The organism is Candidatus Kuenenia sp. (assembly GCF_027493735.1).
Classification (GTDB): domain Bacteria; phylum Planctomycetota; class Brocadiia; order Brocadiales; family Brocadiaceae; genus Kuenenia; species Kuenenia stuttgartiensis_A.
On the sequence record NZ_JAOSKF010000012.1, the window covers coordinates 323,170 to 349,147 of the forward strand.

Sequence of the window (25,978 nt, forward strand, 5' to 3'; positions counted from 1 at the left end):
ATTTTTAGTGTTTTCAGTTCCTTAAGTCTCTTCTTTTTGCGATTTTTGTGATACCACTACCTTTGCAGGTCTTAAAACCAGGGAGTTTAGCAAATACCCCTTTTGTATTTCCTGCAATATGGTATTCTCCGGCGCCTCATCATTCACCATCTGCATCAAAACCTCATGTTTACAGACATCTAATTGTGTCCCTTCCGCTTTTATAGGCTCTAGTCCTTCAGATTTTAACACACGGGAAAATTCTTTATAAATTAATTTTATCCCTTCTTTGAATTCCTTGCCCATGGATTCATCGTTAGTGGCAGCAGCTTTTTCAAGACTCTCGTAAATATCGAGTAATTTTTTAATGAGTGATTCAGTTGCCGTACGTTCAACTATCTGGCGTTCTTTTGCGACCCACTTCTTGTAATTGTCAAAATCAGCCGCCAGTCTGCGTACGGAATGCTGAAGTTCACCAATCTTATTTCTACTTTCATCTAATTCTTGTTTTAGTGATTGTACTATTGCCTGCTGTTCCGCAAACAGTACCTCTGATGGTTGAACAACTTCAATCTCATTCGATTCTGGATCACCACCATTCTTACTCTCTGATTCGGTATCGGACGGCGAAGCATACTTCCCTTCAGGAGTTGCTTCTTTATCATCTTCAAGTTTATCAAGTTTTTTTTCTGATTCGTTTGACATTATTTTAATGTTTTTAGTCAAAAAGGGGCTCTGAAATTTTAAAATTTAAATTATAACAAAAAATATCTCTTTGGCAAGTTATTAACCGCCAGGGCCACGTCAAAGTCCGTGTTGAAGTGTTTTGATATTACCATAAACAAGCCGTTTTTTAGATTCGAGGTAATTCTTTATATTGTAATTGGTTAAATAAGAATTTGACGCGACCCTGATTAACCGCTGTATCAACTGCCGGTTACAAAACACTAAAACATACTAGCCTGCAAAAGTTATGGTAATTTTATTTTCCGTTTAATATTATTCGGAATTATGATACCGATTATCTGTTTTTGTATCTCGCGCTATCCTCTCTTTCCTTTATGAGCCAGAACACAATACCTGCCACCAGCAAAGCACCAGAAAGCGCTGCAATAATGGCGGGTGATTCGGTTTTTACATCAAGAATGATAAGTTTTCTAGCCAACGCAAGTATTGCTATAAGCATTACCGTCCTTACCTGAACAATGCTTGCCCGCCTGAATATTGACTGAAGAATTGAATGCTTAAATTCAAGAGCAATGAGTAATGTCATAATCATTCCGAAAATTGTCTGAAATACTGAATGTTCAATTGGATTCAGGGCAAGCACTATAAGGAGATTGTATACATCAACTATGAGTCGTAAAAAAGCAATAATGATCACAATTGAAATTATAACCGTTAAAGCAATTGAGACAATATGCTCAAATTTTTCATAAAAATGCATTGATTTCCAGTTTTCCGGATGCGGCAATTTGCCTTTCGTATTCAACTCCATAGCCTTAACTCTCTTGTAATGCAAAACAAAAAACATTGATTACGCAAACTTCTACTACATACTCTATATTGGTGTCCCAAAGAATTTCGTATTTTTTCCATTTGCTTCGGCTACTGCAAAATAAGGCGTTGAAGTATCTTTTTCAACCTCAGGTGTTTCCCAATCACGTAACAAACTATCATAGGTGCAATTGTTTTTATTTTGAAAATAATAAATGCCCAGTGGTAAATTACATCTACTATGGAAGCGCCAATCGCATGGCAGCGATAATAAGCGCTTCCATAATAACCATCACAATCACTCGCTTTTTACTTCAATCTTTCGCACATTTTCATGCGCTTTTACGCTTTTGGGTAGATGTATCTTCAACACTCCTTTATTGAATGATGCCTTCACTTTTTCCTGGTCAACTTCACATGGAAGTTGCAGAGAGCGGTAAAATGACCCATAACTCCGCTCTACATGATAGTACTCTTTGTCTTTTTCTTCTTTTTCCTGTTTCTTCTCTCCCTTAATCGTAAGCACATCATCCCTCAAAGTAATTTCAACATCATTTTGATCCATACCCGGTACTTCTGCAGTAATTTCAATCTCTCTGTCATTTTCACTTACATCTATTCTCGGCGAAAATTCTGCGAATCGTTCTTCTTTAAAGGAAATGGATGGAAATCTGTCAAAACCTCTGAAGAAATCATCAAATAACCGATCCACTTCCCGATGGAGTGTGGCAACGGGATGCCGCATCTCAGGTTGTAATTGCTGTTGCTTCTTCCTGTTCCAGGTAATTAAGTCTTTCCAGGCCATAATAGCCTCCTTTCTAAAGAAAATGTAAGATATTCATTATTCAAAAAACCTCCTTTTCTTTCACTAACAACAAACATGTCAAATCAAAATTTATTCATAAGAAACAATGTTAATTGCTTTTTGCCAACTCTTGTCATTTTATTTGAATCTTTCTTGGTTGTGCTTCTGGAGCCTTTGGAAGTGTCAGGACCAAGACGCCATCTGCAAGGTTTGCATCAATTTTCTCGGTATCAATGGTATTTGATACGGTAAATTTCCGTGTATAATGGCCTACATTGTATTCAGTATATACCGGATTGAGGTTTTCATACGGCGAGAAGTCAATCTTGGCATCAACCTCAAGGATATTATTTTCCAGCATGACATTTATGTTCTCCCTTTTTACACCCGGGACATCCATGCAAACAACCAGGTTTTTTTCTGTTTCAACTATATCTGTTCTGGGAACATAATATTTTCCTGGTACCGTTTTTTCGCCTTCAAACTCAGTTTTTACTGGTTTCCGACTTTCAGCCTTTGCAACTTCTTTTGCTTCGTTACCCATACTATCCTCCTCTCATAATTTGATTATTGATTAATTATTGAATTGCAATCTTTTTCGGTTTATCAGTCTCTGCACGTGGCAAGGAAACTACCAAAAGACCTTCTTTATACTCTGCCTGAACTTTTTCAGATTCAATGTTAAACGGCAGTCTTAACGTCCTGTCAAATTCCGAAAAATTACGTTCGATACGGTGATAACTGACATTTTTTCCGTAGTCGATTGTACGTGTTCCTGATAATCGTAATATGTTCTCCTTCACCTCTATGTTCAGGTCTTCTTTTTTTACTCCCGGTAATTCTGCAACGAGTACCAAGTCCCCATTTTTTTCAAAAATATTTACAGGCGGATATACCCCGCTACTTGCGGTACCGTTCTCAAAAAATCCCGCATCACGCGTAAGATCCAGCGCTTCCTGAAGCCCCAATAACGTTTCAAGTGTTCTTGATAGCGGCATCATCATAAACCAAAACCTCCTTTCAAAAAGGTAATAAAAAATTGTTCTTTAAACTTGCCGCGGCATATGCCGTATTTTAAAAATGTTTTTTGCTGGTTGTTCTTTGAGCAATGAATGTGCCATATTTCGTAAGTTGCCATTAGTACAAATGTTATCTATTTTGACGCATTTTAAAGACGTTATATCGTTGGATAATGGGAAGAGCCATTCCGTTTTATTGTGGATTTACATGCTCAAATGTGTTGCATTTTACGTACGATCTTGCGGTATTTATGGGGACTTTTTACATTATTCCTTGTTTATATGGAAGTTATGGATAATATTATCTTATTGTAGCAAGGGAAATATATTTCTCATTTATTTGAAATAATCTCAATACGATTATGAAAGAAAAAAAGGATTCAGTTCAAAAATTGTTTGTTCCCGACATCGGAGGTAATGCGGATATTCAGCCTTATTTCCTGGCGAGTGACGGGGAAATTGACAAGTCGATTATAGATAACCTTGATTCAGATGTTATTATCCTGGATAAGGATCTTAACATTGTGCTTATGAATAAATCTGCGGAACGGACATTTGGCGTGAGTTTTCATGAGGTAAAAGGCACAAACTACCTGGCCTTGCGGCTTAGATCGATAGAACAGGAACTGGCCAGAAACCTTAATAATGTTCTTAAAACAAAAAAGGCATTCACTATTAAAGAACTGCAGATTATTTCTCCAGATAAAGTTACACACTTTTTTGACCAGAGTTGTATTCCTATCCTTGATGGTGGCGGCGTACTGCAAGGTGTGCTTTCTATCAGTAAGGATGTTACAAAAAGGGTATATAAGGAGATTCAATATCAGGAATCTCAGAAGATGCTAAAGGCCTTGTTTCAGGAATTAGAGGTTAAAAATACTACTATCCGGAGTTTGCAGACTTCATTAAGAGAGCGGTATAGTTTTCATAGCCTGATCGGTAAGAGTTATTTGATGCAGAATATTTACGACCTGATCGAAAAGGTCTCCCAAACCGATTCAACGGTTCTTATTACGGGAGAGACGGGAACAGGAAAGGAATTGGTGGCAAGGGCAATTCATTATAATAGCCACAGAAAAGACTATAACCTGGTGGCCGTAAATTGCGCTGCTTTGCCGGAGACCCTTTTGGAAAGCGAGCTCTTTGGCCATGTCAAGGGTTCTTTTACCGGTGCTATTCGGGACAAAAAAGGGAAGTTTGAACTTGCGGATAAAGGGACCATATTTCTGGATGAAATCGGAGAGTTGTCGATTCCCACCCAGGTTAAGTTGTTGCGGGTACTGCAGGAAAGGTACATAGAACGGGTAGGGGACGAAAAGACCATAAAAGTAGATATTCGCATTATTGCTGCAACAAACCAGGATATCCTTGAATTAATTGAAAAGGGAACGTTTCGGAAAGACCTCTTTTACCGGCTGAATATTATTTCAATCAGGCTTCCATCCCTAAAAGAACGCGCCGATGATATCCCGCTTTTGGTAAATCATTTTATTGAAAAATTCAACATTCGCTTCAAAAAGAATATAAACGGCATATCGCCAAACGCCTTAAGAAAACTTTTGGCATATTCATGGCCTGGCAATATCAGGGAACTGGAAGGCGTCATCGAAAAGGCTGTCCTTCTGGAAGAATCCGAAACTATCGAAAATATAGAGTTGCCGACAGACCATTCCGCGACTACGAACCTTTGTCTCCCCAAACCCTTAAATGCCGGACCTGATATTTCCTCTTATGAGGATCTGCAGAAACGTTTGGATATGTTGGAGCGGGAATATTTTGTCAGCGTATTTCAGAAGCATCATGGCAGGATAGGTAGTATAGCAGCATGCACAGGCCTTAACAGACGTACGATTTTAAATAAAATGAAAAAATTTTCACTTAAAAAGAGTTTATTTAAATAGCGTTGTTAATTACATCCTGCCTTTCCTTAAAATTTCTTCAAGCCTTGCTACGTGATCGGCAGGTATCGTTGTATGCTGCAATCCCCTTGCCGTAGCATCAATATCATATGGTACCCGTTTTATCTCCAGGGCGCCGTCTTTCCATATGGCATACGAAGCCAGGGGTATCCCGTCGCGCGGCTGACCAACACTTCCCGGATTGACGACGGTTATCTCACCTACCTTACGCACCACAGGCAGATGTGTATGTCCAAGCAAAACGATATTTGCCCGCACGCCTTTTAATTCATCTTCCATTTCACTATCGGAAACTTCGGGCCGGAGGTATTTGTAAATATCTCCGCCGGGTGAGCCATGAGACAACAGGAATGTTACGCCGCCTGCCTCTGTATTTAGCGTTAGCGGAAGGTTTGCAAGAAATTCTTTTTCGCCGGCATCCAGTATGGTTTTCGTAAAAATCTTCCCTTGATCGCTCAGTGCTTTATATTTTTCAGAACAGCCGCATTCCATGTTTTTACCAATGGCATTATCATGATTTCCGCGGACAATCTTGTCCGTTAATTTTCGGATTTTTTCTATGCACTCTTTCGGGTATGGCCCATAATTGACGATATCGCCAAGACAAAATATCATGTCGGCTGTTTCTTCCAAAACGGCTTTTAATGCTGCTTCATTTCCATGGATATCAGAGATTATAAGGATCTTCATTTCTTAAATACATTGAATTTCAAAAGAAGCATCACTTTTTAAATCAATTTCAACAGGTTTGATTTTGCCTTGTTTATTATCGTACAATAATTTTACTTTTGGCCTGGTCATTTGTGAAATTTCTACAGAGGCGACAACGCCCGTAAAATCTTTATACATTCCCCGTATAACCTTGATTTCTGAACCTACAGGATATTTCGGCATTACCGTTAAAAAGCAATTCACTAATTCTTCGTTGAATTGCGTGCCGGCGCCGTTTTTTATGAGATCATACACCAGATCAGGGGGCATTCCCTTGCGATACGGGCGGTCTGAAATACATGCGTCATAGGCGTCGGCAACGGCAGCAATCTCCGCACCCATAATCATTTTATCATGCTCTACATAGGTGATTTCTCCCTTATCAAGCTTATTATTCCCCGCCAGGCCACGCGGATATCCTTTCCCATCCTGCCTCTCATGATGTTGATAAGGGATATGCGCAGATACATATCCGATAGTGTCAATATCTTTAAGTAACTCATATCCAAAAGAAGTGTGCTGTTTTATTTTATCAAACTCTTCATTTGTTAACTTACCCGGTTTATTAAGCAGCTTTACGTCAATAAAAATCTTGCCTATATCGTGTAAAAACTCGCCGATGGCTATTTGTTTCAGTTTTTTTTTGTCAAGATACAGCCTTCTTGCAATAATCAACGATATTATTGCTGCATCTATAGAATGCTCGAAGGTATAATTATCTACTGTCTTTATTGAATTCAAACCGGACAAAATATCCTGTCCCATAATTTCCTCAAGGAAAGAGTCAATATTCTCAACCATTTGTTTGAATGCCTGGCTTTCCTGAAAAGTTCTTTTCACCTTTGGGGTATTGATGCTTCGGATAACTGATTCTGAAGTATCCGCTTCTATATCGACAATGGCTGTCTGCGTTACCTTGTAAGTTTTAAGAATATCCTTCGTTGCCATAAGACGAATTTTATCAGAAATCGGGTCTTTAATAACAATATCTTCCGTATCCTTATCTTCTATGTAAAGACAAGCATATCCCCTTGTTTTCAACCTATCGATATACCCCTGCGATAGTTCAACGCCTTTCTTTAGCAATACCTCATAATTCTCTCCATAAATTGGTTTACCCAGCACCATACCGGGTGATAAGCTGTTTATATGTTTTTTAATCATAAATATTGCATAACATCATAAAAATTTAAAAACTTATAACACAATCTTCTTATATAACAAAATGCTCCACGTTGTTATATGACTTCCTCAACCCTCTCCCCTTATCCCCTCCAAAGGGGGAGAATGTCCTCCGCTAGCGGGGGGGTACAGAGGGTGGATTTGTATTTAGTATTTCGTGTTTCAGATTTCATCTCACATTTTATGCTGATGCTTTTTTGGCGATATTCTCTTCATACTCATTTTTAAAGTACTGCAGCGTAGAAACAACGGGATTCGCAGATGTTTGTCCCAGTCCGCACAGCGAAGACGTCCTGGTTGCTTCCGCCAGTTCTTCCAGAAGGCCAATATCTTCTCTTTCCCCTTCCCCGTTTGCTATCCTCGTCAGTATCTCCAGCATCCGCTTAGTACCTACCCTGCACGGAGTACACTTCCCGCATGATTCATTCTGGCAGAATTCCATGAAATACCTCGCTATCTCTACCATAGAGGTGGTTTCATCCATGATAATAAGTCCCCCGGACCCCATTATCGCCCCAACCTCTTTTACCGATTCATAATCAATCGGCGTATCAAGGTATTGCTCAGGCACACATCCGCCCGAAGGACCTCCCATCTGCGCCGCCTTGAATTGCCGGCGACGGGGTATGCCTCCGCCTATTTCAAACACCAGCTCACGAAGCGTTGTTCCCATCGGCACTTCTACCAGTCCCGTATTGTTTACACTGCCCGCCAGTGCAAATATCTTCGTCCCCTTGCTCGACTCCGTTCCTATTGCGCTGAAATACTTCGCACCCTCAAGGATTATTACCGGAATATTTGCCAGTGTTTCCACGTTGTTTATATTCGTTGGCTTTCCCCACAATCCGCTTACCGCAGGAAAAGGAGGACGCGGACGCGGCATCCCGCGTTCACCTTCAATAGAAGCAATCAATGCCGTCTCCTCGCCGCATACAAATGCACCTGCACCCATTTTTACTTCTATATCGAAATGGAATCCGCTCCCTAATATATTCTCCCCCAACAATCCAAGTGACCGGGCATCGCCTATGGCTATCTTCACATGTTCCACGGCAATAGGATATTCTTCCCGCACATAGATTATCCCCTTCCCGGAACCTATAGCATAACCGCAAATCAACATCCCTTCAATTACAGAATGAGGGTCTCCCTCAAGCACCGCACGGTCCATAAATGCACCAGGATCCCCTTCGTCTCCGTTACAGATAACATATTTCTCGTCACCCACGGCATTTTTTGCAGACTCCCACTTCTTCCCCGTCGGAAATCCGGCCCCGCCACGTCCCCGCAGACCGGATGCCTTCACCTCTTCAATTACTTTGTCAGGGGACATGCCGGAAAGTACTTTCTCAAGGGCGGCATACCCATTCCTCAAAATGTATTCACTTATCTTTTTCGGGTCGATTACCCCGCAGTTCCTTAATACAATCTTTTTCTGCTTTTTGTAAAAGGATATGTCTTTCCGGTAGGGTACCCGTTTTCCATCTTCCGTGCAGCAAAGCCTTTCAATGATTTCCTCCTTAAGGACTGTCCTGGAAACTATCTCATGCACGTCACTCTCCGTGACCCTGCCGTAAAATACCCCCATTGGCTCTACCGTTACTACAGGCGCCCTTGTGCACAATCCCTGACAGCCGGTATCCACCACTTCCACCCTGTCTTTAAGGGACTGCATCTCAATTTCCGCCTGAAAGGTTTTGTACACTTCCCAGGCCCCCAACGCCCGGCAACCTGTCGTACAAATTAAAATACGTATTTTCTCCCCGCTGCTTTTTTCCGCTTCCAAAGATTTTCTATACCTTTTCAGGGCATCAATGCTATTCAATTTTTCCATTAACACTTCTCCTCCATTCCTAATAGAAATGTTGAATTTTAAATTCTGAATTCTGAATTAAAATTAATTTAATATTGTAACTATTTAGTGTAATCTATTTAACTACCGAAGCACAACTCGCTTCCGAAATGTTGAATTCTGAATTAATTTAAAATTTAACATTTAAAATCTAAAATTCCCTAATAACTCTTGAGAATTTCCTCGGTTTTTTCTTCAGTCAATTTCCCATAATAGCGGTCGTCTATCATCATTACAGGCGCCAAAAAACACGTGCCTAAACATGCTACCGTTTTATGGGTAAATTTATAGTCAGGTGTTGTTTCGCCTTCTTTTACCTGCAGGACGTCTGCTATTTTCTCCCCGATGTCCGGGGCGCCCTTTATGTGGCAGGCAGTGCCGGCGCACAGCCTGACGGTATGTTTTCCTCGGGGAACCAGCGAAAATTGCGAATAAAAAGTCACGACTCCGTATATCCTGCTCAACGGTATGTCCGTCCGCACCGACACTTCTTCCATTGCCGTCAGGGGCAAATATCCGTACTCCTCCTGCATCTCCTGTAATATCGGAATTAAATCGTTTGACGCGGCACGGGAAAGAATGGCATGACATTTGTCTAAATTAAATGATAATGAATTTGCTTCATCCGACATAATTACTTCTCCTTGCAATAAAAAATATACTATTCCGGTAATGCTTTCTTACTATTGTTAATGTAGGGGCAAAGCATTTGCTGTATGCTGTATATTGTTATAAATGCTTTCATACCCAAACGAGCAAATGCTTCGCTCTTACTTATTGTAAAAGTTTAAAAAAATTCCTTTATATATTGAACCGCATTTTTAAAAATCAAAAAGCCATCCCCCGAATCTTTCAGTCCCTGACGTGTCCAGCATGGATGTTGTGTTGGGTCAACATTTCTTTCGGGGTGCGGCATCATGCCTAAAATTTGCCCCGTCTGGTCACAAATGCCTGCTATATTCAGAACCGACCCATTGGGGTTCATAGGATAGCCCGCATCTTCCCCATTCTCATCAACATATTGAAAGACTATCTGGCGGTTTTTCACTATTTTATCCAAAACATCTTTGTCCTTTGCGAGGAATTTGCCTTCGCCGTGTGCTACCGGCAAATAAAGAATTGGAGCATGCTCCCGGCGTATAAAATATGATGTGTCAGCACAAATTTTTAAATACACCCAACGATCTTCAAATTTATTGGAATCGTTGTGGGTTAACGTTGCTTCCTGATGAAATCTTTCAAACGAAGGCAGCAAACCCGCTCTCACCAGCACCTGAAAACCATTGCATATGCCCAGAATGAGTTTTTTTGCATCAATAAAATTTTTTATTTCATCTTCCAGATTGTATTTTATCTGGTTTGCCAGAATTTTACCTGCAGCCACATCATCCCCGTAAGTAAACCCTCCAGGTAAAGCTAATAATTGATAGTTCTCCAGTATTTTTTTATTGCTCAGCAGGACGTTAATATGAATTACCTCTGCCTTTGCTCCAGCTTTTTCAAAGGCGTACTTCGTTTCGTTGTCGCAATTTGTTCCGGCAGCCCGAAGGACTAAGATTTTTGGAGTTTTCATGGAAAATACCTTGAATCAATAACAAATGAAGAGGAGTATCAGTAATTTCTTCGCACACTTCCATTCGTCAGTGCGTGCTTTTTGGCAAAATATTTGATGGTGAAATCCGAAACAAATTCTAAATTTTAATTTTCAAATATTCAAGACCCGGTTTTTTTCATTGGATTTTGTATTTTGGAATTTGTTTCGCATTTTTTATCTCGTGCTTGTTTAGTTCTGGCTAAGCCAGCTTAGTGGTGAATGTTTGCTCCAGTCAGACAGGTCAAAAACAGGTTTTTCTTACCCATCCATACGCATTACCATCGAAGCGGAGACTGCCATGCTTCTTTCAAGGCATAAATGTCTTCTTCTATGATAGTGATATTGTTTAAACCGATAATTTTCAGACAGGGTTCCTGTCTTACTTTGCCCAATAAACCGTGGGGTACGTCTTTCATCACTGCCTCAAATTCTATTTTATGTTCCGGCTTAACCTCAACAAGGAATCGCGTGTTGGTTTCAGAGAAAAGGATCGTGTCATTTCTTGTTATTTCGCCCTCGACAACTGCCTGAGAAAGATTAAGTTCCATCCCACAGCCTCCGGCAAATGCCATCTCTGCCGCTGCAACGGCCAATCCGCCTTCCGAGCAATCATGGCACGACCGCACAATGCCATGGGCTGTTGCTATCGACAGGGTATTCATGGTTTTTTTTCCTGAAAAAGCATTCACCACCGGCACATTTTTCCCTTTATGCCCATGAATATAGTAATAATGCGAACCGCCTAATTCATTACGGGTCACGCCGACGAGATATATTAAATTTCCCGGTTCCTTTGCATTCATGGATACGGCATTCCTTACATCATCCAAAACGGAAATCGCAGATATGAGAAGCGTAGGCGGTATAACAATTGTTTCCGTCTCTGTAATAAATTCATTATTCAAACTATCCTTTCCGGAAATAAACGGCGTCCCGTAAGCCACGGCAATATCGTAACAAGCCTGTGCAGCCATGACAAGGCTTCCAAGGCGGTCGGGTTTATTTGTGTTGCCCCAGCAAAAATTATCCAGCAAGGCAACGCGCTTTAAATTTCCGCCAACGGAGATAATCTGGCGTAATGCCTCGTCAATGGCAGATGCGGCCATATGATAGGGGTCAATATCGCCATAGCGGGGGTTCATGCCATTTGATACAATAATGCCCTTGTTTCGCCACAGTACCGGCTTAATAATACTTGCATCACCAGGCCCGTCATTCTGCACACCCTGAAGCGGTTTCAGAACGCTTCCACCCTGCACTTCATGGTCATACTGCCGGATTACCCATTCCTTGCTGCAAATATTCCATTCAGAAAGTAGTTTCTTTAAATCAGTTCCATAATTTTCTTTTTCGGGGAGGGATGGTTCTTCAAAACCGGGCGCGTTCCATATTGCTTCCCGTTCTAATCGTGGCAAGCCATTGTGGAGGAAATCCATTTCCAGCTCGCCGACCATTTCCGACTGATAATACAACCGAAGCATGTTGTCGCCGGTGAAGTGCCCAATAACTGTCGCTTCAACATTTTCTGCATTAAATAAGGTAATAATCTCCATTTCCTTTTCTTTTGGAACGGAAAGAACCATGCGCTCCTGCGACTCGGAAATCCATATTTCAGCGTAGGAAAGCCCTTCATATTTCAGCGGAACCTTCTCCAGATAAACACAAGCCCCTGTATACTGTCCCATTTCGCCCACAGCGGAAGATAATCCACCCGCACCGCAATCGGTAATACAGTTGTACAATCCCCTGTCGCGCGCCTGCAACAGCGTATCAAGTGTCATCTTCTCCGTTATTGCATTGCCAATCTGGACAGCGCCGCCTGACATGTGTTCTGACTGCTCATTCAACTCTGCCGAAGAAAACGTTGCGCCATGAATGCCATCACGCCCGGTTCGCCCGCCCACAACAACGATAAGATCATCAGGCCGGGATTCTTTCTGGCACATATTCTTTGGGATAATGCCTGCCGTACCGCAGAAAACAATGGGGTTCCCGATATACCGTTCATCAAAATAAATGGCGCCGTTCACCGTGGGTATCCCCATGCGATTGCCATAGTCTCTTACCCCTGCAACAACACCTTTAAAAACCTTCTTTGGATGCAAAGCGCCTTTAGGAATCTTCTCAGGCGGCGTATCTGGCATCCCAAAGCAAAACACATCGGTATTCAGGATCGGTTTTGCCCCCAGGCCCGTGCCCATAATGTCCCGAATTACCCCGCCAATGCCGGTATTGGCGCCTCCGTACGGTTCTATTGCAGAAGGGTGATTGTGGGTCTCCACCTTAAAGCAGACATTGTATTCCTCGTCAAATTCAATAATACCCGCATTGTCTTTAAACACGGAAACGCACCAAGGGGCATTCAATTCCTCCGTAGCCTTCATCACAGTATTTTTCAGTAAGTTGTCGATTATTTTTCCGTTAAAATTGATACGTCCTTTCATGGTCTTATGCACACAATGTTCAGACCATGTTTGCGCAATGGTTTCTAATTCAATGTCCGTTGGTTCACGCCTCAGAGTGGTATAATGTTGTTGAATTGCACGCATCTCATGGATGTTTAGCGACAATTGGCCTTCTGCGCTTATTTTTTCCAATTGGACGTCTTGTGCATTTATAAGTGATATGGTTTTCTTTTTAAAAGGTGCGCTAAAAACCGTTTGCCGGTATTTGGGTATTTCAGGATAGATAAATACGTCTTCTATATTGGTATTTGCCAAAACCTTTGCTGCAATCACAGGTATCGCCTCTGCAGGTACAGAAGCGTCAATCATATATTTATGGGCGGTTTTAACGCCGTCAACTGAAATATTAATATCCCGAAGCGCTTTTATAACCGATTGTTCAACAGGGTCCATAACGCCGGGTTTACGGCTTACTTCTATAATATGGAAGTGTTCGTGAGGGGTTTGACGAGAAGAATCTGATGTGCATAGGTAATGTTGCGTGACTGAATCTGCCAAAAGCTTTTTGGCAATAGTGTCTAATTCATTCTCAGTCAGTTTTCCGAAAAAGATATAGACCTGCCGGACTCTGACGCTTTTTACTTTCGCTAAACCAAAGGTTTCTATTTCTGATATAACATTTTTCCCAAGCGGGTCTGCATATTCATCCTTTAAAAAAACTTCTATTCTTGAATGCATAAAAACCACCTGCTTATTCTTTAGCGTGCGTCCTGGAATTATTATGGAAAATGCTATCGCGGGATATCTTAGCCTTCTTCAACCGTTTCAGTATCATATCTTTATTTCCGGAAAGCAGGTCATTTTTAAATGCGGTGAGTTCTGCCACAAACCGGTCAATTGACTTTATCATATTTTCACGGTTTTGGCCAAAAATATCCCTCCATGACTCCGGGTCGCCGGAGGCTACCCTTGTGGTATCCTTTAAGCCGTTTGCACCATAGGCTAAGTCATCTTCCGCTATAGCATTTACAAGACATGATGCGGCAAGGTGAGGGAGATGGCTGACATATGCAAGCAATTCATCATGCCTTTCAGGAGAGATGTTTTCCACCTTTGCTCCCAGAAAACTCCACAAGTGAGAAATAGTTTCCACCGCCTTTTTATTGCTGTTGAATGGAGTTATAAAACATATGCATCCCTCAAAAAGATCCGGGGAAGCATGGTCAATGCCTCTTTTCTCTGAACCGGAAATCGGATGTGCTCCTACAAAAGAAATATCATCTCTCATGTCTTTGGTTATCTGCCTGACGATATAGCTTTTGGTGCTTCCTACGTCTGTCAGGACAGAATTGCTTTTCATAAAGGGGATGACCTGTTTTGCAAACTCAATAATTTTACCCACCGAAGTGGCAAGTATAACAATATCCGCATTTTTGACTGCATTATCGGCGTTTAAATGTCCCACATCTATGGCGCCTATTTTCAGGGCGCTTTCTAAGGAAGAAGCCTGATGTCCGATTCCAATGACGGTCTCTGCCAGATTCCTCTTTCTTAAAGCCAAACCGATAGAGCCGCCAATAAGACCGGGACCGACTATGCAAACATTCCCAAATTGCATCATGATAAAAAATGTGTATTTAATGGTATAAATTGAAGGTAAGATGGAATTCGTTGGAGAAACGCATATTACCGTTAAAACGTTAATTTGTCAATGTTTTAAACTCTGTTAAACCGTAGGTTTTTGGAAAGCAAATATGCTTGTCAAATGCAATGTATACAGTAAAAATGCATGCATAAATACCCACGCTGGCGTAGCTGGAAACAAACAAGCACGAAGTAAAAAATACGAAATTCGAAGTACGAAATCCGAAACAAATTCTAATAACAAAGCATAAAATTCAAAACGACTCCAAAACAGCCCTGTCTGAGTGCAATCGCGCACAGGCAGGCAAAACAATACGAGGCATGAAAAAAGATGTGCTTGTTTGGAATTTCAAATCATTTTGCCATTGGAATTTGTTTCGGATTTCGTACTTCACAATTAAATCATAGTCCTTGACTTGGTTTTGTTTTGTGATTATATATTAAATACATCAAACAGGCATTGGAATAAGAAACGGAATTTCACTGCCCAATATGACGGGTATAATGTTATAGATAGGGATAGCAGACTAGCAAGGAATCTTGAAGAAATATGTTAGAGGAAAGCAGAAACATAAAAGAAATATATTTATTGGTAAGTCCATATATGAGTTTTCTCTTATCTTCTTCCGGTAAAATGATATACCATGCCAGACTGTTGAACAGCATAACGACTGTGTCGAAAAACGAAGGAGTATATGGATTTGTTGTCTTAGACGGGCTAGTGTTCTCTTCTATAAAAGAGCAGGAAAGGTCTCTTGTCGAACATGCAAGAAAAATGTTTGGGCAGAATAACTTGAAAATTGTACGGCAGGACGAATTATCGCCAAGTTTTTTTATGATGAAAGCCTTACAAAAAGACTTGTAGAGAGTGAGAACGTTACGGTTACCGGACGCGGAACATATACCCTTCGGGGCGTTTTGCAAAGTGTCTCTCATTTCATAAAAGCGTATAACATTCCGCCACAAAATGCATTTGTCAACCTTAGAGAGTCTATAGACGGCGGAAGACCGGAAATTGACGCCAAAATGATATCAGGATTGCCGGAGCTCATACAAATCGAGAAAAAAACACCACAAATTGGTTTAAATGATCTTGTTCGATGGAGAGATAAAAGGATCCATATTCTAAAAAAAATGGGATTCTCATTTGGATAACCGGTTTCAGACACGTAATAAACTATAGCATCACCTGGTAAAAACCCCTTTGCAGCGCTATGTGACATTTTTTCTTGCTTCGGCTACTATCAACTCAAACGACCAGACAAGTGCCCCGTCTATAGAAAAATCTATGGAATAATTGCCAAAATGGTTCAACGGTAATTTATGAATTGGGTGAATAAAGTTCATGAAGCAAAATGAACTCCCGTCTGGAATTGTTACGAAAAACGCATTTTCTAGTGTGGGCAATAGTTTTTTCCCGTCTGCATCAATGAAAGATATTCTGAATGTCTTCTTCCCCGCGTCTCTTTTACCAAACCGCAATTTCAATACAAGGGTGCTGGAATATACAATGGGTACCCTTGTCGTCGTAATCATATCGAAGGCACCGAGGATGTTTAAATTATTTTTAATATCAATATTTGCCGCCTGGCACAGGGTGAACAGTAACACTTTCATATCAATACTATCCTAACCTGGACAAGCCAGAACCGAACATGCACGAAATACGGTAATACAAAAGAGGAACCACAGATTTCACAGATTAAAAAATTATTCACAAGCTTACAATTGACCAATGACGAGTGACGAAAGACGAAAGACGAAAGACGAAAGACTGATGACCAATTACCATAGATTATTTTTGCTCCGGATATCTTACTACAGTATTATCCGGTAAAAAATCTTTTTTTGCCTTTGCGTTTAAATTATGAGTAGGGTGGATTAAGGCGTTGGTTTTTACGCCGAATCCACCAATAATATTTCTAAAAAGACAGGTATGGCATCACCTTAATTGCGGGGTTTTTTGTTGACACCGCCAGCAACGTTGTTAGAATAAATCCCCAATACTTAGTCTATCAGTTTGTTGCGTATTCAAAAAATATATAGACTTGCCTTTAAACTATACAATACAATGTAGAGTTCCTTTTATGGCGATATCACCCCTCGGAAAAGATCAAATAATTCAGAATCATAAGAATGACTTTGATTCTAAGAAACAAACAGATAAAGGGACTTCATTTCAGGATGCATTCGGCAGTTTTTTTAATGAGATTAATGAGTTGCAAACAAAAACCAATGATAGCATAGAGCATTTGTCATCGGGCAAAGTTGAAAATATACATGAGGTTATGGTTGCCATGTCAAAAGCGGAGGTGAGTTTTAAGTATATGATGGAGGCCCGTAATAAGTTAGTAAAAACGTATACAGAAGTAATGAAAGAACAAAAATAGCCGTTTTTCACACTCCAAGGCCACCCGTTCCGCATGTACCATCCCGCAAAAAATCAATTTGCACCTTCTTCATTTAAATAATAATTCTTTTTCCTCCCTCGTTGTAACTATTCAGCGTAATTTATTAAACTACCGGAGATCAGAGCGCAACTCGTTCCCAAACCTTGTACTGAACATAGTGAAGTATCTGTTTGGTAACAAGCCGTGTATCGTTTACGCTGAATAATTACTCCTCGTCAAACATTTGGTAACACTTTGGTTTTTTGAAAAAAGTAGGGGCGAAGCATTTGCCCGTGTTTGGGTATGAACGCATTTATGACAATTTATAGCAAAATGCTTCGTCCATACACTATGCGGTAAACATCACTATTTTAATTTAGTGTTACAACATATGACTGTTTCGACATTGGTAAACAGTTTAAATAATAAGACAAAAGAATACCTTCCTCAACTCAACGGGAGCATTCCCGATTTTTTGTAAAAATGCCATTAGCAGGGGGGAGGGGAAGAATAGTAACTCAAGCTTCCAGCTTGAGGGTAAAATACCACAAGCTGGATGCTTGTGTTACAATGTACAATTAGTTAACCAAAAATCGGGAATGCTCCTGTTCAAACTATGTCCCCCGCTGGCGGGGGTGCAGGGGGTGGACTGGATTTCTCCACCGATTCAACTACCCCTTTATTATAAAAACAAATTTGACCCTCTTTCCCACGCTCCGCAGACAATTCCACCCCCTTAATCCCCCGCCAGCGGGGGACAGGTTTACCACATCCCTTGCTGCTTTCATGCCCTTGTGGGGTTGATACAGGTGCATTCCCGGTTTTTTGTGACATCTCCCATGTTTTAATGAAACGTAGAGTAGTCTTAACCCCTGGCAACGTTATTTTGCCCCCAATCACACAAACGGTTACAAAAAATCTGGAATGCTCCTATACCCTCCCGTCTTTCTGTTAAAATAATATACACTCAATTTACAGTAGAGTGTAATTATCGACTTCCACCTTCATTCGCCCGAATTCGTTTTGAAAACAATATTTTACCTGTTCTTGTAATGTATTATTTATCAATATGATAGGACATTTTTGTTGTTGGCGTGTCCATTGCTATCTGTTGGTATTGTAATTGCTTTGTATCCGAACGTACCAATAAAATACTCATAACCATCAAAGGAGCATTTACTATGAATTTAGACATGAATAGTTTTACAGGGCAGTTAAAGAATGTTTGGAAGGAAATTAGTTTTTCGCATAAATTTATTATGATATCGTTAACCCTGTCATTTCTGATTGGCATAGTTGGGGTAATGCAATGGGCCAGGAAACCAGACTTTGGATTATTGTACGGAGAATTAAGCCCGAAAGAAAGCGGGGAGATTATAAATCATCTGAGGGAAGCGAATATTCCATACAGAATAAGTGGGAATGGGACTACGATTCTCGTTCCCAATGATAAGATTTATGAGATGAGGCTCAAGTTTGCCAGTGAAGGTTTGCCCCATGAACAAACCGGGTATGAGTTACTGGACAAGGTAGGCTTTGGCTCTTCTGATTTTATCCAGAAGATAAATTATCGCAGGGCAATCCAGGGCGAACTTGCGAAAACAATTAAACATCTGGATTTTGTAGATTGGGCGCAGGTACACCTTGCCATACCTGAGAAATCTTTATTTGTTGAAGATGAAAAACCCCCAACGGCATCCGTTGTGTTGAAACTAAAAACCGGCGGTAAGTTAAAACCGGAACGAGTTGCAAGTATCGTACATTTGGTAAGCTCCAGCGTCGAGGGATTAATCCCTGAAAATGTTACGGTAACCGATACTCGGGGCAACCTGCTTTCGGAGAAAGAATCTCCTTTCTCACAGACAGGCGCAAGTAATGATCAATTGGAAATAAAGAAAAAAATAGAAGAATATTACGTGGCGAAGGCTCAGGATATGTTGGACAGGATTGTTGGAGCGGGAAAATCTGTTGTCAGGGTAAGCGCTGACCTGGATTTTCGTCATGTAGATGAAAAACAAATTGAGTTTGATCCTGAACGCAGGGTGCCTAAGGTTCAAACGGTAACTACCAAGGTATCCGGCGGTACTCCGTTTTCGGGGGGAGGTGTTCCCGGAATGCAGGCAAATCTTAACTTATCGCAATCAAGTATGCTTCAATCCTCCGGTTCTTCCGAAGAGGAAGAAACTGCGCAAACGCAATATGAATTAAGCAAGGTAGAACGTATGGTTTCAGATCACGGAGCGAATTTGAAAAGATTGTCCGTTGCTGTTCTTGTTGATGGCAAGTATGAAAAAATTGAGTCCGAAGATGGAAAAATACAACAAACATATGTTTCCAGAAATAATGAGGAAATGAAGGGAATTGCTTCTCTTGTAAAACAGGCGTTGGGGGTAAATATGGTTTCCCGCAATGATAGTTTTGAGATACAAAATGTACAGTTTTATGAAGCTGATTATGCAGAGGAAGAAGCAATTTTAAAGAAGGAGCAACAAAAAGAATTTATGTTAAAACTGGCCAAAAACGGTTCGCTCGGCATAACAGTGCTGATGTTTCTGATGTTTATGCTGCGAAGCATGAAGAAGATTAAAAAGAAGGCAGCACCTACGGTTGAAATGGAACACTTTTCGGCTAAGGGAAAGTCTGGTAAGCAAGGATTTGCCAAAATGCAGCATGACGATACTGCCGGCAGGAATAAACTGTTTGAAGAATTACGCATAAGCAAAGAGCGGCAAGGCATCCAATACACAAAGGAGGAATTGGAAGCGGCAGTAGAAGAAATGCTGGCGATGGAAGAGTCGGAAAATCCTGAAGAAATAATGGAAGGAATGAAAAGAGAGAAAAAACGGAAATTAATACTCGGACATATGCAGAAGGATACCGATCTTACCTCGACAGCATTAAAGAGGTGGATAGAAGGAGAATATATCTCATCGTAATAATGTAAAGAACAGGATATTATACCGATATGAAAACGAAATTAAACTTGTCAGGCATACAAAAGGCAGCAATTGCCTTGTCTATACTTGATCCAGACGTCGCTTCGGAAATACTTAAGACCTTTGATGAGAATCAGATTGTGGCGGTATCCGCCGAAATTACCCGCATGGAAAATGTGGATAATGAGATCGTGGACGCCGTTTTGGATGAACTCCGGCAAGAAATGAAACTCTGCGGCGGCCTGGTGGAGCATGATAAAAATGCTTTTAGAAAGATACTTGAAAAAGCGATTGGGACAGACAAAAGCGATGATATCATAGCGAATGTGGAGCAAGGGGTGATGCTCCCCACGCCTTTTTCCAATTTAAAGGATGTTTCTGACGATGAATACATGCGGTTGCTGATAGGAGAACACCCGCAAACGATTGCACTTATACTATCATATACGGAACCGGAACGCGCCTCCAGGCTGTTGTCCAGATTTCCCCTGGAAGCACAATCTGATATTATCATGAGGATCGCAACGCTCGAACTTCCTCCGATAAGTTTAATTACCAAGGTAAACGAGGTAGTTATGGCAAAGATAAAAACGGAAGGAAGAAGACGGAAGACGCCTGCGAAGAAAAGGCATAAATTTGCCTCGGAGATTATTGGTGGGCTGGAGGGCGGAGTGGATAAGGATGTGATTGAACAAATAAGCCGTAGAAATCCGGAGCTTGCTGAAGAAATAAAGAAGTTGATGTTTACTTTTGATGATATGATTTATGTTCTTGATGAAGCGTTTAGAAAAATACTTACAGAGGTGGATATAAATGTTATTGCGCTTGCATTAAAAACGGCGAATGCGGAGGTTGAGACAAAGTTTTTCAAAAACATGTCTAAACGTATTGGCGAGACGGTGAGGGAAGAAAGAGAGCTGTTGGGGCCGAGATTGTTGTCCGAAGTGCAGAGCGCACAATTGCAAATTGTAGAGGCGGTAAAGCGGTTGGAAGCAAAGGGCGAAAATGTTGTTCAAAAGAAGGGGGGGTCTTCCGGCAAGGACGATAAATTAGTATGAAAACCGGGAAGCGCGTTTATTCCTTACCTGTTATAAAGGGAGTGAAAGTTATAGAGACTGTAATACCTCATTCTCATAAAAAGCAAATAAACACGCTTAAAACAGAAGAAGAGTTAATAAATATAAAAGAAGAAGAAAAACTGAAAGAACTTGAATTAGCAAAGGAAAATGAATTAAGGGCGTTAAAAGAACAAGAAATCAGACTGGTGAGAGAAGAAGCCTTCAAAGAGGGGAAACTCTCTGCGGAAAAGGAGTTTCAATCAGAGATAGAAAAAACAAAAAGAAAATATGCAGCATTGATCACACTGCTTGAGGATGCGGTGAAACAATTAACGGAGAAAAGAGAAATAATCTGGAAGGACTCCGAATCGGAGATCATACATTTCGTATTGGCTGTTGCGAATAAAGTTGTTGGTTATGAAATTAACGAAAATGGCGCCAGCATTGTAAAACACGTTGTAGCAGAGGCTCTTTCTTATGTTGGGAATAATAAGATCGTTTCCTTGCGTATTTCCCCGGAGGATTATAAACGGTTTACGGCCGAAGACGCAGGAATAAAGGATTTTAACATTAAAATCATAGAGGATAAAATGATATCAGCCGGCGGTTGTGTTGTGGAAACAGATTTTGGCGATGTTGAAAGCTTGCTTGAAACACGGTGGGAAGAAATTAAAAAATCTGTAGGGGAAAAAGAGTGATGGCCACGCCATGCATTGATTTTGCTTTGCACAAAAAAAGGGTATCGGAATCGGTGTTGGTTCAACGCACCGGAAGGGTGGCCCATATCGCAGGTTTGGTAATAGAATCAAACGGGCCTTCTGTTCCTGTAGGAGAACTATGTTACATACATTCCAATAATGGAGAAACTCCAATACCGGCGGAGGTGGTAGGATTTAAAGAAAAAAGGATACTCCTTATGCCCATAGGGGAACTTGAGAGAATAGGCCCGGGAAACAGAGTAACCGCTTCAGGCTCGCCATTAACGGTGGGCGTTGGAATGGGGCTAATGGGAAGAATCTTAGGAGGACTGGGAGAGCCTATGGATGGAAAAGGGCCGTTAAACGTGGAAGAAAGGGTTTCCATTTATAATTCTCCCCCGGATCCTTTGACCAGAAGCAGGATAAAGGAGGTATTGGAGACAGGTGTACGGGCAATAGACGGCATGCTTACCTTCGGGCAGGGACAGAGATTGGGAATTTTTGCAGGGAGCGGCGTAGGGAAAAGCACATTAATGGGCATGATTGCCAGGAATTCCGGAGCGGAGGTTAATGTTATTGCGCTTATTGGTGAACGCGGAAGAGAAGTCCGGGAGTTTGTTGAAAAGAATCTCGGAGAAGAAGGCATGAAAAAATCGGTAATTGTATCGGTTACTTCTGACAAACCGGCTTTATTAAGGGTAAAGGGCGCCTATATCGCTTCCAGTATTGCGGAATATTTCAGAGATCGTGGCATGCGGGTATTACTCATGATGGATTCCGTTACAAGATTTGCCAATGCACAAAGGGAAATTGGGCTTGCAATAGGAGAACCCCCGACCTCAAAGGGATATACACCTTCAGTGTTCGCGTTATTGCCAAAGCTTCTGGAGAGAAGCGGCACGGGCACGAAGGGCAGCATCACTGGTTTATATACTGTATTGGTGGATGGTGATGATATGAATGAACCCATTGCTGACGCCGTAAGGGGTATTCTTGACGGACATGTGGTGTTGTCAAGGGCAATGGCGTCCCAAAACCACTATCCCGCCATTGATATCATGGAAAGCGTCAGCCGGTGTATGGATGACATCATTACCGGGGAACACAGGAAGGCTGCGCAGATGTTAAAGGCAGTATATGCAACGTATAAAGAAGCCGAAGACATGATAAATATAGGGGCGTACGCAAAGGGGGGCAACAAGAAAATTGATTATGCCCTATCAGTCATAGACGCTATAAACGAGTATCTTAAACAGGATATGACCACAAATGGTAATTTTAACGAATCCATTTCGAAATTGTCGGCATTGTTTACATGAGGTCACGGTATTATTGGTGGATTCGGCGTAAAAACCAACGCCTTAATCCACCCTACATAACTGCGCTCTTTGCAGTTAACATCTTTTTGGTTTCGGCTTTGTTGCGCTATGAAATTTCGTTTTAAATTCCAAAAATTACTTGATATTGAAAAATTTAAAGAAGAAGAGATTTCCAAAGAGTTAAAAACTGCGCAAAAAAAACTCCATGAAGAAAAGAAGATGGAGTTATTACTAAAATCTTTGCTTGAAACAAGGCAGATTGAAATGACAGAGATGTTGCAGACGTTTGCGGATGCGTCGACATTTGTTTTGTTTGAGTCGTATTTTGCCAGTCTTAATCGTGATATTATTGTCCAACAATCAAAAATAAAAAAGATTTCTGAAGAGATAGATCATGTAAGGCAAAAATTATTACATGTTTTTAAAAAAAGAAAGTTGTTGGAAAAACTAAGGGAAAGGCATAAAAAGGAATTCGACGATCAGGAGAAACGCCTTGAAATTAAAAAACTGGACGAGATAGCAACCTCCCGGTTTTATCACAAACACATCAGGGAAAAGGATGTATTGGAATAATCAATTTATGGAGATTATACTATGAAGCTCCCGATTAACAAAAAAATGCTGATGATGGCCGGAGTGGGGATGATCGTTCTGGGAGGAGCCGCATATTGGTTTCTTTTTATGAAAGGGAAAGCTCCTGCACCGGAACCGGAAGCGCAGGAATTATCTCCGGAAAATATAGATACGTCAGCGGCGGATACTGTAGGTGGAGAAGGTAAAGAAGCAAAGAATTTGTATGCGAGCAAGCTGCCTTCCGTCTATAAATCGAATGCAGCAAAGGTGTTTAAACCCTTGTCATCAAGCGAAGTCTCAAAGATGATAAATGAAATAACAGAAGAAAAACACGAATACAAGAAGAAGAAGGAACTCCTGGATCTTAGGGAAAAAATGCTTGAATCACTACGCGCCGACCTTAAAAAAGAGAGATATGAAATTGAAACACTCAGGGAAGAGTTGAATAAGGCGTTTGAGTTGATAACCGCAAGAATGCAGGAATTAAAGAAGGAGACTATTCAATTTGATGATCTCGAATTAAAGAATATCAAGAAGCTGGCCGAGGTTTACGGGGGAATGAAACCTCAAAAGGCTGCCATGATTTTAAAGGAAATGGACGAAGAGACCGCGGTAAAACTGCTAACAATGATGGATAAAAAAACATCTGCAAAAATATTGGAATCTGTTACTCCGTTTCTTGCGGTAAAGCTTAGCGAAAAGCTGAAATTGCTTGAAGATGGTGTACGGAGCAGTGGAAACCAATAGTGACGGTGGTTTTTTTCTGCATTTATTTTAATAAAGTGATAAAACATTTTAATATTTATTGAAGCGGGGGTTTATGAGAAAAAAAGACGCATTTCAAAAAAAGAAGGTGCATATGAATATCGGGGGAATACGTGGTAAAGTTATTGTATTTGCAACTAATATGTTTTTTATGGCAGGCATGTATTTCGGCGCGAATATATCAACAGGAGCTGAAATACCGGTCAACGTGATAACCGAAGAATTGCAAGGCCGCATAGGGGAAATAACGAAATATAGCGATGAAATCCCATTGAAGTCAGATAAAGATCCCAAGGAACCTTTGCCGCAAGGCCCTATTATTGTGACAATAGATACAATTGTTGTGAATCTTAGCGGGTCTAATTTAAGAAGGTATCTCAAGGCAAAGGTAATTTTGGAAGTACGCAATGAAGAGGCAAGAGGTAAGTTAGAAACCAGAACAATACAGGTAAAAGACAGGCTTATTTCCATTCTTTCCTCAAAGACCATAGATGATATTGATTCTGTAGAGGGTCGGGAATACATTAAGCGTGAAATAAAAGATTCCGTTGATGTGATATTGAATATGGAAAAAGCTGTTTTACAGGTCTATTTTGAAGATTTTGTTGTTCAATAAAGCATAATTACAGAAAATTATTGTAACCATTTATTCAGGTAATACGCTATGTCAGATGCTATTTTATCCAATGAAGAAGTTGATGCCCTGCTCAATGCGATAGAGAGCGGACAGGTACTGGTTGGAGAGCAAATTGAACAAAAAGTGGTAAAAAAGGTTCAGCATTACGATTTCAGAAGACCAGACAGGTTTCCGCGGGAGCAAAAACGACAACTGCAAAAAATTAGTGAGAACATGGCGGTTAACATGGGTTTGACTTTTTCTCAATATGTAAGGACCACCGTTGGTGTTGAACTTATCGCGATAGAGGAATTTAGTTATGAATTATTTCTCAATTCTTTTACGGATCTTGTATGTGCAAGTGTTGTTGACCTTACGCCGTACAGGGGAAAGGGTTGTTTAACCCTGGATGCGGGGTTTTGCCTTGCTATGATAGATCGTGGATTAGGCGGACCCGGGAAAATACAGCAGAAAATAAGACCTCTTACTATTATCGAAGAATCTGTGGTTTCACAAGTGTTGTCAAATGTACTCCATTCGATGTGTCTTTGCTGGAATGATGTTGCAGAGATAGAGTGGCAAATTGCAAAAACAGACATGGACTTGCGGTCGTTACAAGTGGCGCATAACACGGAAAGTATGATTGCCATAAATTTTGCGATTAGTGGTGAATTGGGCACCGGTACGCTTGTTTTTTGTCTTCCTGTTGCAACTTTAGAAGCAGTTATGGGAAAAATAACGGAGGCAACCCTTAATCGGGAAGAAGAGATTGTCATAATAAAGCAAACGCTCAATCAAGTCCCTTTATTAGTGAACACAATATTGGGTACAACACAGTTATCATTTAACGAACTTATCAATCTCAGAGTAGGGGATGTGATAAGTCTTGATAATAAGATTACGGACCATTTAAGTTTGGAAATAGATGAAGTGCCGAAGTTTTTTGGAACGCCAGGGGTTTCTGGCAAAAAACTCGCGATAAAAATAACATCCGTTTCGTTATAGTGGTATTGGTT

Annotated in this window: 25 protein-coding genes; 11 read left to right on the forward strand and 14 right to left on the reverse strand. The window is 40.8% G+C overall.

Going from position 1 to position 25,978, the window contains the following annotated elements; genetic code table 11:
- Positions 1-21: 21 nt before the first annotated feature.
- The 5 genes from M5U24_RS08050 to M5U24_RS08070 all read right to left on the reverse strand — a co-directional run bounded on the left by M5U24_RS08050 (position 22) and on the right by M5U24_RS08070 (position 3,285).
- Positions 22-684 (reverse strand): nucleotide exchange factor GrpE, encoded by a 663-nt coding sequence (locus M5U24_RS08050; RefSeq protein ID WP_099324000.1) that lies wholly within the window; start codon positions 682-684, stop codon positions 22-24.
- Between the two features lie 316 nt (positions 685-1,000).
- Positions 1,001-1,477 carry a phosphate-starvation-inducible PsiE family protein gene (locus tag M5U24_RS08055; protein ID WP_197705318.1) on the reverse strand — a complete coding sequence of 159 codons (477 nt, stop codon included), beginning with the start codon at positions 1,475-1,477 and terminating at the stop codon, positions 1,001-1,003.
- A gap of 297 nt (positions 1,478-1,774) precedes the next feature.
- Positions 1,775-2,281 (reverse strand): Hsp20/alpha crystallin family protein, encoded by a 507-nt coding sequence (locus M5U24_RS08060; protein WP_099323999.1) that lies wholly within the window; start codon positions 2,279-2,281, stop codon positions 1,775-1,777.
- A 133-nt stretch (positions 2,282-2,414) separates the two neighbouring features.
- Positions 2,415-2,825: an Hsp20/alpha crystallin family protein gene (locus tag M5U24_RS08065; RefSeq protein ID WP_099323998.1), complete on the reverse strand. Its 411-nt coding sequence runs from the start codon at positions 2,823-2,825 to the stop codon at positions 2,415-2,417.
- A 34-nt stretch (positions 2,826-2,859) separates the two neighbouring features.
- Positions 2,860-3,285 carry an Hsp20/alpha crystallin family protein gene (locus M5U24_RS08070; protein ID WP_099323997.1) on the reverse strand — a complete coding sequence of 142 codons (426 nt, stop codon included), beginning with the start codon at positions 3,283-3,285 and terminating at the stop codon, positions 2,860-2,862.
- Between the two features lie 377 nt (positions 3,286-3,662).
- On the opposite strand from M5U24_RS08070, the gene M5U24_RS08075 reads away from it, so the two are divergent.
- On the forward strand, positions 3,663-5,201 hold the full coding sequence (locus tag M5U24_RS08075; protein ID WP_298202105.1) for a sigma 54-interacting transcriptional regulator: 1,539 nt from the start codon (positions 3,663-3,665) through the stop codon (positions 5,199-5,201).
- A gap of 9 nt (positions 5,202-5,210) precedes the next feature.
- Here M5U24_RS08075 and M5U24_RS08080 read toward each other — a convergent pair whose 3' ends face one another.
- The 7 genes from M5U24_RS08080 to M5U24_RS08110 form a co-directional block, all read right to left on the reverse strand.
- Positions 5,211-5,909, reverse strand: a complete 699-nt coding sequence (locus M5U24_RS08080; protein WP_164995272.1) for a metallophosphoesterase family protein — start codon at positions 5,907-5,909, stop codon at positions 5,211-5,213.
- Between the two features lie 3 nt (positions 5,910-5,912).
- The gene (locus tag M5U24_RS08085) at positions 5,913-7,094 is read right to left on the reverse strand and encodes an HD domain-containing phosphohydrolase (protein ID WP_099323994.1); all 1,182 of its coding nucleotides are present in this window, start codon (positions 7,092-7,094) and stop codon (positions 5,913-5,915) included.
- Between the two features lie 199 nt (positions 7,095-7,293).
- Positions 7,294-8,946, reverse strand: a complete 1,653-nt coding sequence (locus M5U24_RS08090; RefSeq protein WP_099323993.1) for a NuoF family protein — start codon at positions 8,944-8,946, stop codon at positions 7,294-7,296.
- Positions 8,947-9,125: 179 nt separating this feature from the next.
- Positions 9,126-9,596: an NAD(P)H-dependent oxidoreductase subunit E gene (locus M5U24_RS08095; RefSeq protein WP_230405677.1), complete on the reverse strand. Its 471-nt coding sequence runs from the start codon at positions 9,594-9,596 to the stop codon at positions 9,126-9,128.
- 155 nt (positions 9,597-9,751) lie between these two features.
- A complete protein-coding gene (gene purQ, locus M5U24_RS08100) occupies positions 9,752-10,537 on the reverse strand; it encodes a phosphoribosylformylglycinamidine synthase I (protein ID WP_099323991.1) in 786 nt (261 codons plus the stop codon).
- A 296-nt stretch (positions 10,538-10,833) separates the two neighbouring features.
- Positions 10,834-13,701, reverse strand: a complete 2,868-nt coding sequence (gene purL / locus M5U24_RS08105; protein WP_099323990.1) for a phosphoribosylformylglycinamidine synthase subunit PurL — start codon at positions 13,699-13,701, stop codon at positions 10,834-10,836.
- 13 nt (positions 13,702-13,714) lie between these two features.
- Positions 13,715-14,584: a prephenate dehydrogenase gene (locus M5U24_RS08110; protein WP_099323989.1), complete on the reverse strand. Its 870-nt coding sequence runs from the start codon at positions 14,582-14,584 to the stop codon at positions 13,715-13,717.
- A gap of 573 nt (positions 14,585-15,157) precedes the next feature.
- Between M5U24_RS08110 and M5U24_RS08115 the strand changes: the two genes are divergently transcribed.
- A complete protein-coding gene (locus tag M5U24_RS08115) occupies positions 15,158-15,472 on the forward strand; it encodes a hypothetical protein (protein WP_298202109.1) in 315 nt (104 codons plus the stop codon).
- A 347-nt stretch (positions 15,473-15,819) separates the two neighbouring features.
- Here the strand turns inward: M5U24_RS08115 and M5U24_RS08120 are convergent, their stop codons facing one another.
- Entirely contained in the window at positions 15,820-16,224 is a 405-nt protein-coding gene (locus tag M5U24_RS08120; protein WP_099323986.1) for a hypothetical protein, read from the reverse strand.
- 470 nt (positions 16,225-16,694) lie between these two features.
- On the opposite strand from M5U24_RS08120, the gene fliE reads away from it, so the two are divergent.
- Entirely contained in the window at positions 16,695-16,997 is a 303-nt protein-coding gene (gene fliE / locus M5U24_RS08125) for a flagellar hook-basal body complex protein FliE (RefSeq protein ID WP_099323985.1), read from the forward strand.
- 609 nt (positions 16,998-17,606) lie between these two features.
- On the opposite strand, the gene M5U24_RS08130 is transcribed toward fliE, so the two are convergent.
- Entirely contained in the window at positions 17,607-17,831 is a 225-nt protein-coding gene (locus M5U24_RS08130; protein ID WP_157820346.1) for a hypothetical protein, read from the reverse strand.
- Between the two features lie 347 nt (positions 17,832-18,178).
- On the opposite strand from M5U24_RS08130, the gene fliF reads away from it, so the two are divergent.
- From fliF to fliM, 8 genes are all read left to right on the forward strand, one after another.
- Positions 18,179-19,933 (forward strand): flagellar basal-body MS-ring/collar protein FliF, encoded by a 1,755-nt coding sequence (gene fliF / locus M5U24_RS08135; protein WP_099323983.1) that lies wholly within the window; start codon positions 18,179-18,181, stop codon positions 19,931-19,933.
- 29 nt (positions 19,934-19,962) lie between these two features.
- Positions 19,963-20,991 (forward strand): flagellar motor switch protein FliG, encoded by a 1,029-nt coding sequence (gene fliG, locus M5U24_RS08140; RefSeq protein ID WP_099323982.1) that lies wholly within the window; start codon positions 19,963-19,965, stop codon positions 20,989-20,991.
- Positions 20,988-21,689, forward strand: a complete 702-nt coding sequence (locus M5U24_RS08145) for a FliH/SctL family protein (RefSeq protein ID WP_099323981.1) — start codon at positions 20,988-20,990, stop codon at positions 21,687-21,689. Before fliG ends, M5U24_RS08145 begins: the two co-directional genes overlap by 4 nt.
- The gene (fliI, locus tag M5U24_RS08150; protein WP_164995755.1) at positions 21,689-23,008 is read left to right on the forward strand and encodes a flagellar protein export ATPase FliI; all 1,320 of its coding nucleotides are present in this window, start codon (positions 21,689-21,691) and stop codon (positions 23,006-23,008) included. The genes M5U24_RS08145 and fliI overlap by 1 nt, the downstream gene beginning before the upstream one ends.
- A gap of 108 nt (positions 23,009-23,116) precedes the next feature.
- The gene (fliJ, locus tag M5U24_RS08155) at positions 23,117-23,581 is read left to right on the forward strand and encodes a flagellar export protein FliJ (RefSeq protein ID WP_099323979.1); all 465 of its coding nucleotides are present in this window, start codon (positions 23,117-23,119) and stop codon (positions 23,579-23,581) included.
- A gap of 21 nt (positions 23,582-23,602) precedes the next feature.
- Entirely contained in the window at positions 23,603-24,328 is a 726-nt protein-coding gene (locus M5U24_RS08160) for a hypothetical protein (protein ID WP_099323978.1), read from the forward strand.
- A 73-nt stretch (positions 24,329-24,401) separates the two neighbouring features.
- A complete protein-coding gene (locus M5U24_RS08165) occupies positions 24,402-24,962 on the forward strand; it encodes a flagellar basal body-associated FliL family protein (protein ID WP_099323977.1) in 561 nt (186 codons plus the stop codon).
- A 48-nt stretch (positions 24,963-25,010) separates the two neighbouring features.
- Positions 25,011-25,967 (forward strand): flagellar motor switch protein FliM, encoded by a 957-nt coding sequence (gene fliM / locus M5U24_RS08170; protein ID WP_164995266.1) that lies wholly within the window; start codon positions 25,011-25,013, stop codon positions 25,965-25,967.
- Positions 25,968-25,978 lie beyond the last annotated feature (11 nt).